Origin of the sequence: Chitinophaga sp. S165, from assembly GCF_003182155.1 — a bacterium.
In the GTDB taxonomy this organism is placed as follows: Bacteria; Bacteroidota; Bacteroidia; order Chitinophagales; family Chitinophagaceae; genus Chitinophaga.
In genome coordinates, this window is the sequence record NZ_QGTG01000002.1 from 493,371 (window position 1) to 510,586 (window position 17,216).

The following is a 17,216-nucleotide window of genomic DNA, read 5'->3' on the forward strand; positions in this document are numbered from 1 at the left end:
AAATGCTAATTCTTTCTTGATTGATAATCCCTTTATGGGACATTACTTATATTTGCATATAGGGAAAGCGATTCAATTTAATACCTGAATTACTTTCCCATTTTTTTGGAACTTACTTTGCTATATGCTGGGGGTTCTAATATTTATCACGTCAAAGTTGAACAATTTGTACACCTATCCGGCAAGCATTCTATCTGGTAAGCTTACCCTGTTACAAGCAGCGGCGCCAATCGCCACTCCGAACGTGGTTATTTATCTGCTTGTAATATTCGTACTTCTCCTCATGGCTTTTATCGTTTCCGGTGCTGAAGTAGCCTTCTTCTCCCTGAACTATAAAGACCTGAACGCCCTGAAAACAAGGCAGAATACCAGCGGTAAGCTGATCACCAAACTCCTGGAAAAGCCCCGTTCTCTGCTGGCCTCTCTCCAGATCGCAGGTATCCTCTTATCCCTGGCATTCATTATGGTCACCAGCTATCTCATCACTCAGATGGAGGACCTTCAGACCGTTCCTGTGGTATCTTTCGTGGTGCGTATAGCCATCATCATCTTCGTGCTCCTTTTCTTCGGCCAGGTACTTCCCCGGGTATGGGCAGCTCAGAATAATATCAGATTTGCCACCTACTTCGCCTGGTTTGTCAGCATAATACATGCTACCCTGGAACCGGTAAGCGACTTTTATGTAAGCCTCAGCGAAAGCATAGAAGCCCGCTTCTTTCACCGAGGCAGCGGCGCCGTAAACTACCAGGAAATAGACGAGGCTATTGAAATGAGCGTAGATCCTACTGCTTCCCAGGAGGAGAAAAACATCCTGAAAGGCATCCTCAAATTCGGCAATATCACCGTTAAACAGATCATGCATACCCGCCTGGACGTATCCGGTATCGAGTATGAAGACTCTTTTGACGTCGTCGTAAAAAGAGTGGCAGATCTCCATTACTCCCGTTTACCGGTTTATAAAGGCAACCTTGATAACATCGTGGGCGTGATCCATACCAAAGACCTCCTCCCACATCTCGATAAAGGCAAAAGCTTTGACTGGCATACCGTAATGCGGCAACCGTTCTTCGTCCACGGCCATAAACTCATCGAAGACCTCTTGTCTGAATTCCAGACAAGGCGTATGCATTTCGCCGTTGTGGTGGACGAATTTGGTGGTACTTCGGGTATTGTCACCCTCGAAGACATTGTAGAAGAGGTGATCGGTGACATTAAAGACGAATTTGACGAAGAAGAGTTTAACTACAGCAAAGTAGACAACTATACCTACGTTTTCGAAGGCAAGACCATGCTTAATGACGTTTGCCGTATTATGAACATCGCTCCGGATACCTTCGAGGTAGTGAAGGGCGAAAGTGACTCTATCGGAGGGCTGATCCTGGAACTGGCAGGTAAGTTCCCTGAAGAAAACAGCGTAATATCCCACGAAGAATATGACTTCACCGTGCTGGAAGTAAGCAAAATGAGGATACAGAAAGTACAGGTGACCATCCGACAGAATGTGGAAGACGAGAATTAGTGCAGGACTTTTAACTACAAGAAGCAACTATGAAATTAACCGGGAACACCATTTGTCTGCTGCTACTGCTGGCCTTTTCTGCCTGTCAGGAAACATACACGCCAAAGCCGCGTGGCTATTTTCAGATCAATTTTCCCAAAAGGGAATACCGTGTATTTGACAATCCCGGTTATCCATACACCTTCGAGTATCCTGCATATGCCAACATCGTGAAGGACAGCCTGTTCTTCGGCGAGAAAACCGAAAATCCTTACTGGATCAATGTGGAGTTCCCCTCACTGAACGGTAAGATCTATATGAGTTATAAAGAGATCGGTAAAGGCGGCAAGAACGATTTCCAGCAGCTGGTGAACGACGCCTTTAAAATGACCTATAAACACACCTATAAGGCTGAATATATAGAAGAAAAGACCATCAATACACCTTTTCATGTAACTGGCCTCTTCTATGACGTAGGTGGTAATGCCGCCTCCGCCAAACAGTTTTATGCCACCGACTCCAGCCAGCACTTTATTCGAGGCGCCCTTTATTTTGACGCTACTCCCAATGCGGACTCCCTGGCTCCCGTACAGCAATTTCTACAGCAGGATATGTGGCACATGGTGGAAACACTGAAGTGGCGATAGTCCATTTACTATTTTCGTACCTTTGCGTCTTTAAAGGAATACCCGCCCGGCGGCTCATGCCAACGCATCCGGACGGTCATGCATCGTTTTATTATGATCATCATTGACGACAAGTACATCAGCGACGAATTAATTGAGGAAAAGTTCGTCTGTAACCTGGGAGCCTGTAAAGGCGCCTGCTGTGTTGCAGGTGATTGCGGAGCGCCGCTGGACAAGGAGGAAGTAAAGATCCTGAAGAAGATCTATCCGAAGATCAAGTCTTACCTGCGTCCCGATGGCATCGCTGAAATTGAGAACACAGGCACTAATACCATCGATGATGAATATGGTTATGTTACGCCTATTGTCAATAAAGGTATCTGCGCATATGCTAATATCGACGCCAACGGCATTGTAGGTTGTGGCATAGAGAAAGCCTTTAACGACGGTGTAATAGACTACAAGAAGCCTATCTCCTGCCACCTCTATCCTATCAGGGTAACGAAATATGAATCTTTTGAGGCATTGAACTACGACCGTTGGGACGTATGCAAACCGGCCTGCAAGAACGGTAAAAGCCTGCGTGTGCCAGTTTACCGTTTCCTCCGGGATGCATTGATCCGTAAATACGGAGAGGAGTTTTACCAGGTGCTGGACAAAATCGCCACAAAACAGTATAAGGCCGATTAACAGTCCCTGCAGCTGCTATCCTGCATTTCCCTATCTTTACCAGTACTAATTGTTGTTTAATCATTTCCGGTGTGTTGTAAACCGGTATGGGTTTTGTAATTCCGAATCAGCAATACGACAGCTTATGCATCAGAATGCCTCCACTTTTCTTGAAAACAGTGAGAAGAAAGCGACAAACCTCAGTCATCGCCAGACGATTAATTATAATATTGGTAAGTATAATACGGCTGTTAAAGCCGGCAAGCAGCAGTTTGCCGACCTGAATACTGCGCGGGAAAGAGCGAAGAATATTAAGTGGAAAGCACTGGAAAACCTGGATAAACACCTGGAAGAGTTTGAAACAAATTTCACCGCCCGTGGTGGAAAGGTGATCTGGGCAGAGAACTCACAACAGGTGCTTGACGAGATCCTCGCCATCTGTGAGGCCAAACAGTGCAAGAGCATTGTAAAAAGCAAGTCTATGGCTACAGAGGAAGTACATCTGAACCAGTTCCTCGCCAAGCATAACATAAAATGTGTAGAAACGGATCTCGGGGAATATATCCAGCAGCTGGACGGCGAACCGCCTTATCATATCGTTACTCCAGCAATGCACAAGAGCAAGGAAGACGTAGCACAGCTATTTGCCGAAAAATTAGGCACTCCTCCTAACCTCACTCCCCAGGAACTCACCATGGTTGCCAGGGAAAGGCTGCGGCAGAAATACCTGGATGCGGAAATAGGCATTACGGGCGCTAACTTCATAATTGCTGACATAGGCGGCGTGGCAGTGACCGAGAATGAGGGCAATGCAAGGTTGAGCACTGCTTTTCCTAAAACACATATTGTGCTGGTGGGTATTGAAAAAATGCTGCCATCCATCAATGACCTCGCGCTGTTCTGGCCTTTACTGGCTACCTATGGCACCGGTCAGCAGGTAACAGTTTACAATTCCATTTTTAGCGGCCCACGGCAGGAAAATGAGATCGATGGTCCTGAAGAGATGTATGTTATACTAATGGACAATGGCCGAACCAACATCCTGGAAGACACAGAAGCACGTGAAAGTCTTTACTGCATCCGTTGCGGATCCTGTCTGAATGCCTGCCCTGTCTATAAAAATATAGGCGGCCATAGTTATGGTACTACTTACAGCGGTCCTATTGGTTCAGTCATTACCCCGCATCTGCAGGGAATGGATTCATTCATGCATCTCAGCTACGCATCTTCCCTTTGCGGAAACTGCACGGAGGTATGCCCTGTAAGGATCAATATTCACGAATTACTGCTTCATAATCGCCATAAAGCCGTTGAAGAGAACCATACTTCCGGCGGAGAAAAAATGTCCTGGTTTGGCTGGAAACAGGCCAGTCTGAGTAGGAGGATGATGAACCTCGTAGGAGGCAACTCCAAGAACTTCTTCATGAAAAAGTTCTTTTCAGAGGCATGGGGAGATAACAGGGAACTGCCTGTTTTTGCACCAAAATCCTTTAACCAGTTGTGGAAAGAAAGAAAAAAGTAGTATCTTTTTAATATGACACTTATCGCTATTTTGTTGCCCTGGCTTTCTTTTATGTTAAGAGGAAGAATACTTACGGGGATACTATGCCTGATTTTACAAGTTACTTTGATCGGTTGGATACCTGCGGCTATATGGGCGTGCATATCGCTACAGAATGCCCGCGAAGACAGACGGACACGGAAGCTGATCAAGGCTATGAAACAGAACGGATAATCATTTGGGAGGGAAGTGTACGTCCACCTGTACACGTGTAGCCTTTCCATCGGAAGCGGGAGACCATTCCGGGCCTTCCTTTACTACTCTCAGTGCTTCTGCATCACAGTCTGGCTGTAACCTTCTTGTTATCTTAAAGTCTTCCAAAGTACCGTCCGGCAATACACGGAAGGACACCTTCACTCTGCCGGTCACGTTTCCAGCTGCTGCTGAAGCAGGATAATTTACATTTTTAGAAAGGTATTCTTTATAACGCTCGTATCCTGCTACAGGAATAGGCGGCTGATATACAGATGCTACTTTTTTAGACTTGCTATAGCCACTTACTACACCCTCTGAGAGAGCTTTCTCCTGCTGATTTAAAACAATATCAAGATTATTCTCTTTCTGGCGCAGGTCCATTTTCTTAGAATCGAAGCCGACCATTGCTACAACAAGCTTCAGATTTTTTGTAGTATCGGCTACACGGATGGCGAAATTACCGTCACTGTCAGTTATTGCACCGGTACCAGTACCTTCAATACTGACGGTTGCTCCAGGCATCCCGTCCTTATCATTTGAGGCTTTCACCCTGCCCTGGATCAATCGGGTAGTTACCATAGGGGCGTAAGCTACCGGATTTTTTTCTTCCATTGCTTCTGCCTGCGCCACCGCTTCTACCGGTCGTGTAACGGCTACTCCAGCCATACTGCCTTTCAAACTGTCGGACAGTGGTAATAAAGGAGACGGTTGATGAACAGTATCCTCCCTCCTCATCATAGCACTCGCCATAGGTTGGTCGGCGGCAAGTGCTGCACTGATCCGGCCTTCTTTTGCAGGCAGGAAACCAGTGTCCGACGGAATTGATACCGTCAATGGTTTCTCAGGTGTCGCTTTTCCCCAGGCAACAGGCTCTTCCCTGTTATAATATTGTAGTGTATCAGTAATAGAACTATCAGAGATATTGGTAGCCTTTTGGTGCATGGCAATTTCATTGTCAGGTCCGCGTTGCAATATCCAAATCATGCTTATACCTACCAGCAACAACACTCCTGCGGCAGCCATCCATCGGTAATTCAACCTGAAGACCATTCCACGCTTTTCTTCCCGGTCCTGTACCCGCATTTCCAGGCGCTTATTCAGATCGGCCAGGTGAAAACGCTGATCCGGCTTACGCTCAGCATATCCATCCAGCGCTTCAGCCAGGAACGGATCGTCCAGCGCTTGTTTTTCCAGGGCATGCATCGCCTTGTTATCCAGCTCTCCGGCAAGATAACGGCGGATCAGCTCCGGATCCACGTGATGGTTCATATGACTGTGCTTATCAGGCATCTTGTTGTTCCATACAAATTTTTAGGTTGCGCTTACCGTTCTGGATATAGCTTTTCACTTTCTTCATCTCATAGCCAGTAATATCGGCTACTTCACGATAGCTTTTTTCCTTGAGGTAAAAGAGGTCCACACTGCGCTTTTGCTCTTCAGGCAAAGTTTCCAGGCATTTTTCCATGCCTTGCAAATGTGTTTCCATGCTTACTCCGTTCTCATGATGTCCAAAAGAGTCGTTTTCCATAATGGGTAGCCCCTCCATGGAAATTTCCCTTCCCTCCTTATTTTTCATGGAACGCAATTTCATCAGGCAGTAGTTCCTGGTGAGCACGTGTAACCAGCTTTTAAAGTTCTGTACTTCATGCTGCTTCAACTTACTGATCAACTCCTCAAAGATCTGCATCACGGCGTCTTTACTGGCCTCTTCATCGAAGTAACGGAGGCATACACCATACACGAGGTTCATGTAGCGCTGGTATAACGCCGCCAGATAGTCCAGCTGACCGGAGCGCTTAAACTCCAGGATCAACGTGGCATCATCTGCATCCTTCATGATATTATGGTGTAAAAAGGCCATAGTTAGATGAACAATAGTAAAGAATTTTTAGCAAAAAAGCACTGGCGTTTGCCAGTGCTTTTTAATATGCTTTTGCAGCAGTAAAAGGCTTAGTGTCTGAAATGACGGGTACCTGTCATTACCATTACCATACCGTTCTGCTTGCAGAATTCTACTGAGTCATTATCTCTTACGGAACCACCGGGCTGGATCACAGTGGTGATGCCTTCCTCGTGAGCGATGCGTACGCAATCATCAAATGGGAAGAACGCATCAGAAGCCATAGCGGCACCTCTCAGCTCAAAGCTGAACTGATTCGCTTTCGCTATTGCATGACGTAATGAATCAATACGGGAGGTCTGACCACAACCTTTACCGATCAGTTGTTTATCCTTCACCAAAGCAATAGCGTTGGATTTCAGATGCTTACATACGATATTGGCAAATTCGAGGTCTGCCTTCTCCGCCGCTGTTGCTGGTCTTGCGCCGGCTTCGTTCCATTCCTGGAAGTTGCCTTTGTCATTTTCCTGCAGCAGTACGCCGTTGAGAACGTTTTTATATACATAAGGTGCTTTCACCGGTTGCAGTTGCTGCAACAGGATGCGGTTCTTTTTTGCCTGCAGTACGGTCAATGCATCAGCATCGAAGCCCGGAGCGATCAGTATTTCGAAGAATATCTCGCTGATAGATTCAGCTGTAGCTTTGTCGATCACAGCGTTTGTAACTAATACACCGCCGAATGCGCTTTCTTTATCGCCCGCCAGTGCTGCATCCCATGCCGCTTTTAATGTTGGACGGCTTGCGATACCACATACGTTGGTATGTTTGATAACCGCGAAAGTCGTTTCGGTAAACTCCTGGATCAGCTGGCATGCAGCGTCAACGTCCACAAGGTTGTTATAGGAAAGTTCTTTACCGTGCAGTTTGTTGAAGATCTCGGAAAGGTTACCGTAGAACACGCCTTTCTGATGAGGGTTTTCTCCGTAACGCATTACCTGGCCCTGCGGAGCAGATACCTGGAAGTAAGCAGCCGGCTCATTGTTCAGGAAGTATTGTGAAATTGCCACGTCGTAGTTAGCGCATACTTCAAAGGCTTTTGCAGCAAACGCCCTGCGGTCTTCCACACTGGTAGCCCCGTTATTGTCGGTCAGTACCTTTTCCAGGTCAGCATACTGATCTTTGGAGGCAACGATCACTACATCTTTGAAGTTCTTAGCTGCCGCCCTGATCAGGGATACACCGCCGATATCTATTTTCTCGATAATTGTCTGTTCTTCTTTGGTGCTCTTTACTGTTTCCTCAAATGGGTACAGGTCAACGATCACCAGGTCCAGTTCAGGAATAGCATACTGTTGCAGCTGCTCAAGGTCCTGTGGATTCTCACGGCGGGCCAGAATGCCTCCGAATACCTTTGGATGTAATGTCTTTACACGTCCGCCCAGGATGGATGGATATGCGGTCAGGTCTTCCACTGCTACGCACTTCACACCCAGGTCTTCAACGAATTTCTGGGTACCGCCAGTTGAGTAAATAGTCACTCCCTGTTCACCTAACTTTTTTACAATGTTCTCCAGGTTATCTTTATAGAAAACGGAGATCAACGCTGATTTAATTTGCTTTTGCATGTATGGAAATCATTAGAAATTTACAACATAGGCTCCCTGATCCGGAACCGAAAAGAAGCGCAAAGTTAGCATGTAACAATCACTTTTCCACTGTTCAATATTCCGCAGCCTGCTGGAAGCGTCAAAAATATAGCACCCCACATCGAACATCTGCTCCAATTGTCTGATATCCACATGAGGATTATGTGACAGTAAAAGATAATCTGTCCGTAACTTTTTCTGCAGATCGATCCGCGGGAGCGTGCTATCTACGATAACGAGCCGCTTCCGTCCTATGGACAGCACACGTAAACCGCCCGAGGCATCATCTCCGATTCCTTTTATATGTTTCGTTTCCCTTACACCATAAAAGTCATGGGCTGGCTGTATATAACGTTTATATGAAGATTCAGATAACAGTATTTGAGCATCGCCGGTAGTAGTTGCCTGATGCCCTGATATAGCGTCTACCACGGTATGTCCGGATATGTTATAGATAACCAGTTTGTGTTGGTTGCGTTCATTTATCCGGGAAAACATTTCTCCCATGCTCCATATAACAAGGCCTGTCAATGCCACCAAAAGACCTTTCTTCCATTGTTGCAGCCACCAGGCCAATAGGCCTGCCAGAAATATGTACCAACAAACCAGGCTGCCTATGTCCATACGAATACCGGTGATCAATGCGCCCGGCCAATGTGCTATCCAACTAATGCCGTTATTCATCCATTGGATCGTTATCTGCAATGCAAGGCCTGTACCTTCCGCCAGGAGCGGCGTTCTACCCAGTATTAATAATACTATCTCACCATAAAGCACGACGGTCGATAAGGGCACAGCCAGCATATTTGCCGGAAGAAAGAAAACAGGGAACTGGTGAAAGTAATAGAGGCATACCGGCAATGTCAATATCTGAGCAGATAGTGTTAGCGCCACCATGTCCCATAACTTATCCAGCCATTTGCGACTGCTTTGCCACAGATAATACATCCTCCGATAACAGATGACGATACTTAATACAGCCAGATAAGACAATTGAAACCCCGCATCCATCAATAACCGCGGTTCATAACACAACAACAAAAACGCAGATGCCGCCAGTGAGTTGTATATGTTCGTGTAGCGGTCCAGCATAAATTTTCCGATAGTGATGAAGGTAAACATAACGGTTGCACGTAATACAGATGCAGCGCCTCCGGTCAGTAGTGTAAAGGCCCACAATAACAATATGATAAGCACTCCTTTCATACTTTCCGAAAAACGGTGCTGCGGCCACCAGCGCAATATCCATAATAATCCGCCATAGATCAGCGCCAGGTGCATTCCTGAAATAGCGATGATATGCACAATGCCCGTATCAGTATACTCCTGCACCATATCGCGGTCCAGGTCATACCGGTAGCCGATCAGCAAAGCAGCTGCCAGTCCGGCTTCACGGCCACCAATGTATTGTTGTAATGTATGCAGACAATAGTTCCTGCATTGTAAGATGGGCTGCATACTACCGTTTTCTTCCTTTCGATCCAGGCGCTGCCACTCCCCTGTTCTAAGGAAAGCCTGCCGGTATATCTGCTGGGTCGCACAATAACTGCGGTAGTCGAAGCTTCCGGGATTACCACTGTATTGTACTGGCGTAGTCCTCGATGATATCAATAAACGGTCGCCATATTCTAATCCGGCAGCAGCACTGTCTTTGGTAAGATATACTAACAATTTTCCTTTTGCAGGCATTCGCGTGTTATGACGTATAATACTGCGTACCTGAACTATCGTTCTGTATGTTCCGGCCCTTTCCTGCAATGGCTCCTTAACTGTTGCTATCAACAGATCTCCCGACTTTGACCCGCCATCAAAATAATAGCTGTCATAACGGGTATCTGACTGATATACCAACAGCCCGCCGCCGCAAATCACCAGTATTTGTACTGCTACACCACGGAGCCAGCCATATTGGTAATGCATCCGAAGCGGCAGCTTTTTAAAAATGAGCAGTATCATTCCCGGCAAAGCCGCTGCAGTCAAAAGCATCAGTGGATTAACCGGTATATATAACTGCAGGAATATGCCGATGGATAAGGATAAAACCAGGCGCAGAAATGGTGCGCGCTTAAAAAAGGTAACAAACATGACAACTTTTATGGTTAACGAATTCAAGTAGTGAAAGTAAGTCTTTCACACATAAAATATCTTTTTAAGGTATGATAAATATCCACCCTCTTGATAAGTTTATCGGACGAAAAATATTTTTACAATAGGATGCTTTTTACATATTCATAAAATAAACAATTACTAATACTATGTTTTTCAATATTAAAACAAATTAAACATTCCCACATCTGTTATTGATTAGTTAACATCTTTTTAATATTTAATATTTATAGTAAACTGCATTACCGGTCACGCTATTTATTCACATAAATAGTCGTGTCTTTAATGGTTATTTTGAGGGAAAAGAAAGAGCCTGATCTTCATCAGGCTCTGATTATTTTAAGACGTGACCAATACTACTTCAAGTCAATTGCGATAAATCCTCATTACCATTCCGCACCCAATCCTGACCACTATTACTTTCTCTGCTTCATTACACAGGAAAATATATAAATTAGTAAATACTCTTCAACTGCTTAACACCAACAAAATGCGAAGAAAGCCTATTACCCTGCTTATGCTGACAGGCCTCGCCTGCTTTACAGCTAATGCACAAACAACAGAAACCCTGTTACTGCGTTCCCCATCTATCAGCCAGCACCAGATCGCTTTTAACTATGCCGGCGACATCTGGACAACAGACGACAATGGACAACATCCACAGCGTATTACTGTCAATCCGGATGTAGAACTGGAACCGATGTTATCGCCAGATGGCAAATGGATCGCTTTCAGCGGTAACTACGAAGGAAACGTTGATATCTATGTAGTGCCTGTCAGTGGTGGCATTCCCCGCCGTATCACTTATCATCCTGATGCCGACATTGTACGCGGATGGCATGGTAACGACAAGATCATTTTTGCTTCAACACGTTTTTCCTTTACACCGCGTTTCCAGCAACTGTTTGAAACAAGCATAGAGGGCGGCGGCATGCCGGTACAACTGAAAATGCCAGAAGCACATCAGGGAAATATTTCTCCCGATGGAAAATATATTGCCTACATAAAAAACCCTGATCCGACAGAAAGAGCAGGCGTTTATCGTCCTTTCAAACATTACAGAGGTGGCAATATGCCGCGTGTCTGGATATTCAACAACCAGACAAATGCAGTGACGGAGATCCCCGATGCCGGCGCCAATAATATCCGGCCGGTATGGTTAGGTAATGATGTATACTTCCTGAGTGATCGTAACGGTACGATGAATATTTTCAAGTATGCCGTATCAACACAGGCGGTTACACAAATAACCAGTCACAAGGATTATGATGTAAAGACATTGTTCTCTGACGGCAAAACACTCGTATATGAGCAAGGTGGCCGTGTTAATAAATGGGACGCTGCAACCGGTAAAAGTACTGCGCTTAATATCAGTTTGCAGGCCGATCTGCCTTACAAACGTCCTCATTATGTTAACGCCACCCTTAATACAATTGGCAGCATGAGCCTCTCTCCTACCGGCGTACGCGCTGTTGTGCAGTTCAGAGGAGATATTTTAACGCTGCCGCTTGATAAAGGCGATATGCGTAATCTAACCGCCACTACAACCGTTCATGAACGCACTCCGGCATGGTCTCCCGACGGTAAGTCTATTGCTTACTTCTCTGACGCCAGCGGTGAATATGCTTTACACATCCGTGATCAGAAGGCGGAGAAACCATCCGTTATCATTCAGCTAGAACCAAGCTTCTACTATAGCCCACTCTGGTCTCCGGATAATAAGAAGATCGTATTCCGGGACAAACGTCTGCGCCTGTTATATGTAGACGTTGACAGCAAGAAAGTTTCCCAGATAGATGAAGATACTTACGACAGACCTGACCAGACCTTCAACTCCAACTGGAGCCCTGATTCCCGTTGGATCACATACAGTAAAAGACTACCTAACAGCCTGACGGCGGTATTCCTGTATAACGTTGCTGATAAGAAGAGCTATCAGCTCACAGATGGCCGTAGTGAAGCGAATGAACCCGTATTCAGCAAGGATGGAAAATACCTGTTCTTCTATGCCAGCACTAACTATGCGCAGAATACAGGCTGGCTGGATATGACCTCTTATGAGCGGAATACTTTGAGCAGCATCTACGCAGTAGTACTGGCTAACAATGCTCCATCACCTCTTGCTCCTGAAAGCGATGATGAACAGGAGAAAAAGGAAAATGCTGCAAAAGATACTTCCAAACAAACCCGTATAGACCTGGAAAATATTGACCAGCGTATAGTAGCGCTGCCCATACCGGCACAAAGTTACAGGCAGCTTAACGGCTCTGTAAATGGTAAGCTTTTATACCGGTCCGATAATACACTTTACAGCTATGACATCGCGAAGCGTAAAAGCGATGTGCTCCTTGCCGGTATAAATGGCTATACCGTAAGTCAGAACGGCGAGAAGCTGTTGTATGTAACTGCTACTGCAGCCGGTATTGTTGGTACGGCCAGCAAAGCAAATGTAGGCGAGGGCACACTGAATATCGCCAACCTCCGCACCCTGGTAGATCCCACAGCTGAATGGGCCCAGATGTTTGATGAGTTATGGCGCATAGAGCGTGATTTCTTTTATGTAGATAATATGCATGGTGCTGACTGGAAGGCTGTAAAAAAGAAGTATCAGCGCTTCCTGCCTTATGTTGGCCATAGAGAAGATCTCAACTATCTCTTCAACGAAATGATGGGAGAACTGGTAATAGGGCACAACTACGTGGGTCAGGGAGATGCACCTACCCCTATCAGGGAATCTGTAGGCTTGCTGGGTACAGATTATAGTATTGAAAACGGCCATTACCGCTTTAAGAAGATCTATTCCGGATTGAACTGGAACCCGCAGTTCCAGTCGCCGCTCACACAGCCAGGCATCAATGTTAAGGAGGGCGATTATCTGCTGGCGGTGAATGGAGTACCGCTGGATGGCAAGGCAAATGTTTACAGCTTGTTCCAGGCCACAGCAGGCAAGCAGGTACGTATATTAGTGAATCAACAGCCAGACATGAACGGTGCAAAGGAATATACCGTAGTGCCGGTTACTAATGAGGTGATGCTGCGTAATATGAACTGGGTAGAGGGCAACCGTAAGAAAGTTGACCAGCTCAGTAATGGCAAACTGGCCTACATCTATATGCCTAATACCGGAGGCGATGGCTATACTTATTTCAACCGTTATTATTTCTCCCAGCTGGATAAAAAAGGCGTGATCATAGATGAGCGTTTTAACGGCGGAGGATCTGCTGCAGACTACGTAATAGACCTATTGAACCGCGACCTGCTGAACTACTGGGGTACCCGTGAAGGTCAGCCTATGACCACTCCCGGCAATGCGATATTCGGTCCGAAAGCGATGATCACAAATGGTTATGCCGGCTCTGGCGGCGATCTTATGCCATTCATGTTCCATGAAAAGAACCTGGGACCATTGGTGGGCACTACTACTATGGGCATCCTGGTAGGAATCTACAATTATCCGCAGCTGATGGATGGTGGTTCGGTGACTGCGCCGCGACTAGGCATCTTCAGTAAAGACGGCAAATGGATCATTGAAAATAAGGGCGTAACGCCTGACGTGCAGGTGGAAATGACCCCGGCTGAGGTTATTGCCGGTAAAGATCCGCAGCTGGAAAAGACGGTGGAGCTGTTAATGAATACGTTGAAAGAAACACCACCTGTGAGAAAACCTGCCGGTCCGGTACGGGCAGAGTAGCCGGATGATGTTATTTTAACACAGGGGTATAAAACAAGCACCTATAAGGCATAAACCATTGATAAACATTAAGTAAGCGTGCTGTATACGTGGAGTTAAGGTGGAGTTGATGTGGACTTGATACAGACATGATAGGGATAATATAATATGATAAGAGGTCGTATCAGTTAATTGATACGCCCTCTTTAGTATGATAAAAGGTGATCCTTATTTGTTACTCAGATACATACTTTTCTCTTTATACAAAGTCCTGAAGTAAGGATCCCTGAGATCTTTGATGAAACGGATCGCTTCACCGGTAGATTTCATTTCAGGGCCGAGCTCTTTATTCACGCCCGGGAACTTGTTAAAGGAGAATACCGGTTCCTTGATAGCAAAACCGTCCAGTTTCTTCTCGATAACGAAATCGGTCAGTTTATTAACACCTAGCATTACTTTGGTAGCAATGTTCAGGTAAGGCACCTGGTATGCTTTCGCGATGAACGGTGTAGTACGGGAAGCACGTGGGTTAGCTTCTATCACGTATACATTTCCACCCTTTATAGCAAACTGGATGTTGATCAGACCACGGATGTCCAGTGCACGTGCGATCTTCTCTGCATAATATTCCATGGTTGTTACTTCCATCGGGCTTAAGTTAAATGCAGGCAATACCGCGTTACTGTCGCCACTGTGGATACCAGCTGGTTCGATATGTTCCATCACGCCCATTACATGGAAGTTCTCACCGTCAAAGATACCGTCGATCTCTGCCTCCTGGCAACGGTCCAGGAAGTGGTCGATCAGGATCTTATTACCCGGTAAGTGCTTCAGCAGGCTGAGTACTGATGATTCAAGTTCCTCCTCGTTGATCACGATACGCATACGCTGACCACCCAATACATAAGATGGGCGCACCAATACAGGATAACCTACTTCTTTGGCAACTTCTATCGCTTCATCTGTATTGTAGGCAGTACCGTAGTTTGGATAAGGGATCTTCAGTTCTTTCAGCAGGTCGGAGAAACGGCCACGGTCTTCGGCGATATCCATGTTATCGAAAGAAGTACCAATGATCTTAATTCCTTTTTCCTCCAGGCGTTTAGCCAGTTTCAGTGCGGTTTGTCCACCCAGCTGAACGATCACACCTTCTGGTTTTTCCAGTTCGATGATTTCCCAGAGGTGTTCCCAGAATACCGGCTCGAAGTACAGCTTGTTAGCCATGTCGAAGTCGGTAGATACTGTTTCAGGGTTACAGTTTACCATGATAGCATCAAATCCCGCTTCCTGGATAGCCTGCAAACCGTGTGTACAGCAGTAGTCGAATTCGATACCCTGACCGATACGGTTAGGACCGGAGCCCAGTACTATTATTTTCTTCTTGTCAGAAGGCTTGCTTTCGTTTACTGTATCGAAGGCAGAGTAGAAGTATGGAGTGATCGCTTCAAACTCGGCACTGCAGGTATCCACCATCTTATAAGTACGGGTGATGCCGAGTGCTTTACGTTTTTCGTATACTTCATGTTCTTCACAATTGCCGAACAGATGTACCAGCTGCATGTCGGAGAAGCCCATTTTCTTGGCGTCGCGCAACATCAGTTCAGGTACGGATTCGAGATCATGTTCCTGCAGTTGCTTTTCCATGTTCACGATATCGTTGATCTGGTTCAGGAACCATTTGTCGATATAGGTCATCTGGTGGATGTGTTTCACAGAAACACCTTCCATCAGGGCGTCCTTGATACGGAAGATACGGTCCCAGGTAGGCGTCTTCAGTCTTTCCAGCAGTTGTTCGCTCTTCATAGCGGACTTACCGTAGTAACCGAGGCCTAAGGCATCGTTCTCAAGGCTCTGGCAGGCTTTCTGCAATGCTTCAGGGAAGGTACGGCCAATAGCCATTACCTCACCTACTGACTTCATTTGCAGTCCCAGGGTCTGGTCAGCACCTTTAAATTTATCGAAGTTCCAGCGTGGCACCTTTACGATCACGTAGTCCAGCGCAGGTTCAAAGAAAGCGGATGTAGTTCTGGTGATCTGGTTTTCCAGCTCATCCAGTGTATAACCGATAGCCAGTTTCGCAGCGATCTTTGCGATAGGATAACCGGTAGCTTTGGAAGCCAGTGCGGAAGAGCGGCTTACGCGAGGGTTGATCTCGATAGCGATCAGCTCTTCAGTTTCCGGGTTCAATGAGAACTGTACGTTACAACCACCGGCAAAGTTACCGAGGTCACGCATCATCATCTGTGCCTTGTTACGCATGTCCTGGAAAGCGGTATCGCTCAAGGTCATGGCCGGCGCTACTGTGATAGAGTCTCCGGTATGGACGCCCATAGGGTCCAGGTTCTCTACAGTACAAATGATCACCACGTTATCTTTGGCGTCACGCAGCAGTTCAAGTTCGAACTCTTTCCATCCCAGTACGGCTTTTTCCACCAGTACCTCATGGATCGGAGATGCCTGTAAACCGCGTTGCAGCGCTTCGTCCAGTTCATCCTTGCTATGCACGAAACCACCACCGGTACCACCCAGGGTGAAGGATGGACGGATCACCAATGGGAATCCGATTTCCTGTGCAAATTCCTTTCCTTCCAGGAAAGAGTTGGCGGTTCTGGCCGGAGCTACAGGTATTCCCAGTTGGATCATCCACTGACGGAACTGCTCACGGTCTTCGGCTTTATCGATGGCCTTGATGTCCACACCGATCAGTCGAACATTGTATTTCTGCCATATTCCCAGCTCGTCCACTTCTTTACAAAGGTTCAGTGCTGTTTGTCCGCCCATGGTAGGCAGTACGGCGTCAATCTGCTGTTCTTCCAGTATCTGTTCTATACTTTCCACCGTTAACGGCAACAGGTATACCTTATCGGCCATCATAGGGTCAGTCATGATAGTAGCCGGATTGGAATTGATCAGTACTACCCTGATACCCTCCTCGCGCAGCGAACGTGCTGCCTGAGAGCCGGAATAGTCAAATTCACAAGCCTGACCAATAATAATAGGACCGGAACCAATAATAAGAACAGATTTGATAGAAGAATCTTTCGGCATTTGCGTATTCTATTGAAAAATTTAAAACCTAACTGATTTTAATACCATTCACCAGACAAAAAAATCGTGCAAAATTAAGGGTTTCAAAATTTATTGTTACAATTAAATTTAACGCTCAATAAGCGTCGATTCTGCAAATCCTTTACAGACAAGCGCTTAGCTCAACGAATAATATTAATATACATATTTTCCCTGCAAACCATCACATATCGGGAAAAGTACATATATTTATAGCGAAACTGTTATTGCGCTTTTCTACCCGGTATGTAAAAAACTTTATTCTTAGCACTGTAGCGAAATCCCAGAAAGGGAAGCGATCGTATATAATATGATTTATTCGTCATATTATGGTTATAA

The 17,216-nt window shown here is 46.0% G+C and carries 11 protein-coding genes; 6 read left to right on the plus strand and 5 right to left on the minus strand.

Going from position 1 to position 17,216, the window contains the following annotated elements; all coding sequences use genetic code 11:
* Positions 1 to 157 precede the first annotated feature (157 nt).
* From gldE to C7475_RS33515, 5 genes are all read left to right on the plus strand, one after another.
* On the plus strand, positions 158 to 1,519 hold the full coding sequence (gldE, locus tag C7475_RS10155) for a gliding motility-associated protein GldE (RefSeq protein WP_233259815.1): 1,362 nt from the start codon (positions 158 to 160) through the stop codon (positions 1,517 to 1,519).
* A 29-nt stretch (positions 1,520 to 1,548) separates the two neighbouring features.
* Complete coding sequence (gldD, locus tag C7475_RS10160; RefSeq protein ID WP_110053248.1) at positions 1,549 to 2,145, plus strand: gliding motility lipoprotein GldD; 597 nt, start codon at positions 1,549 to 1,551, stop codon at positions 2,143 to 2,145.
* Positions 2,146 to 2,223: 78 nt separating this feature from the next.
* Positions 2,224 to 2,814: a DUF3109 family protein gene (locus C7475_RS10165; RefSeq protein ID WP_233259816.1), complete on the plus strand. Its 591-nt coding sequence runs from the start codon at positions 2,224 to 2,226 to the stop codon at positions 2,812 to 2,814.
* A gap of 124 nt (positions 2,815 to 2,938) precedes the next feature.
* Positions 2,939 to 4,315 carry a LutB/LldF family L-lactate oxidation iron-sulfur protein gene (locus C7475_RS10170; protein WP_110053250.1) on the plus strand — a complete coding sequence of 459 codons (1,377 nt, stop codon included), beginning with the start codon at positions 2,939 to 2,941 and terminating at the stop codon, positions 4,313 to 4,315.
* A 12-nt stretch (positions 4,316 to 4,327) separates the two neighbouring features.
* Positions 4,328 to 4,528, plus strand: coding sequence for a YqaE/Pmp3 family membrane protein (locus C7475_RS33515; protein ID WP_110053251.1), 201 nt, complete (start codon positions 4,328 to 4,330; stop codon positions 4,526 to 4,528).
* Here the strand turns inward: C7475_RS33515 and C7475_RS10180 are convergent, their stop codons facing one another.
* The 4 genes from C7475_RS10180 to C7475_RS10195 all read right to left on the minus strand — a co-directional run bounded on the left by C7475_RS10180 (position 4,529) and on the right by C7475_RS10195 (position 10,120).
* Positions 4,529 to 5,818 (minus strand): TonB family protein, encoded by a 1,290-nt coding sequence (locus C7475_RS10180; protein WP_158286475.1) that lies wholly within the window; start codon positions 5,816 to 5,818, stop codon positions 4,529 to 4,531.
* Between the two features lie 13 nt (positions 5,819 to 5,831).
* A complete protein-coding gene (locus C7475_RS10185; protein WP_110053253.1) occupies positions 5,832 to 6,410 on the minus strand; it encodes an RNA polymerase sigma factor in 579 nt (192 codons plus the stop codon).
* A gap of 89 nt (positions 6,411 to 6,499) precedes the next feature.
* A complete protein-coding gene (gene purH / locus C7475_RS10190) occupies positions 6,500 to 8,014 on the minus strand; it encodes a bifunctional phosphoribosylaminoimidazolecarboxamide formyltransferase/IMP cyclohydrolase (protein ID WP_110053254.1) in 1,515 nt (504 codons plus the stop codon).
* A gap of 12 nt (positions 8,015 to 8,026) precedes the next feature.
* Complete coding sequence (locus C7475_RS10195; protein ID WP_110053255.1) at positions 8,027 to 10,120, minus strand: ComEC/Rec2 family competence protein; 2,094 nt, start codon at positions 10,118 to 10,120, stop codon at positions 8,027 to 8,029.
* 511 nt (positions 10,121 to 10,631) lie between these two features.
* On the opposite strand from C7475_RS10195, the gene C7475_RS10200 reads away from it, so the two are divergent.
* On the plus strand, positions 10,632 to 13,832 hold the full coding sequence (locus C7475_RS10200) for a S41 family peptidase (protein ID WP_110053256.1): 3,201 nt from the start codon (positions 10,632 to 10,634) through the stop codon (positions 13,830 to 13,832).
* 207 nt (positions 13,833 to 14,039) lie between these two features.
* Here C7475_RS10200 and carB read toward each other — a convergent pair whose 3' ends face one another.
* Positions 14,040 to 16,859, minus strand: a complete 2,820-nt coding sequence (gene carB, locus C7475_RS10205) for a carbamoyl-phosphate synthase large subunit (RefSeq protein ID WP_110053257.1) — start codon at positions 16,857 to 16,859, stop codon at positions 14,040 to 14,042.
* Positions 16,860 to 17,216: the final 357 nt, after the last annotated feature.

Coding starts and splice junctions, on each gene's coding strand:
- C7475_RS10200 (WP_110053256.1), top strand. CDS start 10,632: ATGCGAAGAAAGCCTATTACCCTGCTTATGCTGACAGGCCTCGCCTGC.
- C7475_RS10185 (WP_110053253.1), bottom strand. CDS start 6,410: ATGGCCTTTTTACACCATAATATCATGAAGGATGCAGATGATGCCACG.
- C7475_RS10195 (WP_110053255.1), bottom strand. CDS start 10,120: ATGTTTGTTACCTTTTTTAAGCGCGCACCATTTCTGCGCCTGGTTTTA.
- gldD (WP_110053248.1), top strand. CDS start 1,549: ATGAAATTAACCGGGAACACCATTTGTCTGCTGCTACTGCTGGCCTTT.
- purH (WP_110053254.1), bottom strand. CDS start 8,014: ATGCAAAAGCAAATTAAATCAGCGTTGATCTCCGTTTTCTATAAAGAT.
- C7475_RS33515 (WP_110053251.1), top strand. CDS start 4,328: ATGACACTTATCGCTATTTTGTTGCCCTGGCTTTCTTTTATGTTAAGA.
- C7475_RS10170 (WP_110053250.1), top strand. CDS start 2,939: ATGCATCAGAATGCCTCCACTTTTCTTGAAAACAGTGAGAAGAAAGCG.
- carB (WP_110053257.1), bottom strand. CDS start 16,859: ATGCCGAAAGATTCTTCTATCAAATCTGTTCTTATTATTGGTTCCGGT.
- C7475_RS10180 (WP_158286475.1), bottom strand. CDS start 5,818: ATGAACCATCACGTGGATCCGGAGCTGATCCGCCGTTATCTTGCCGGA.
- C7475_RS10165 (WP_233259816.1), top strand. CDS start 2,224: ATGCATCGTTTTATTATGATCATCATTGACGACAAGTACATCAGCGAC.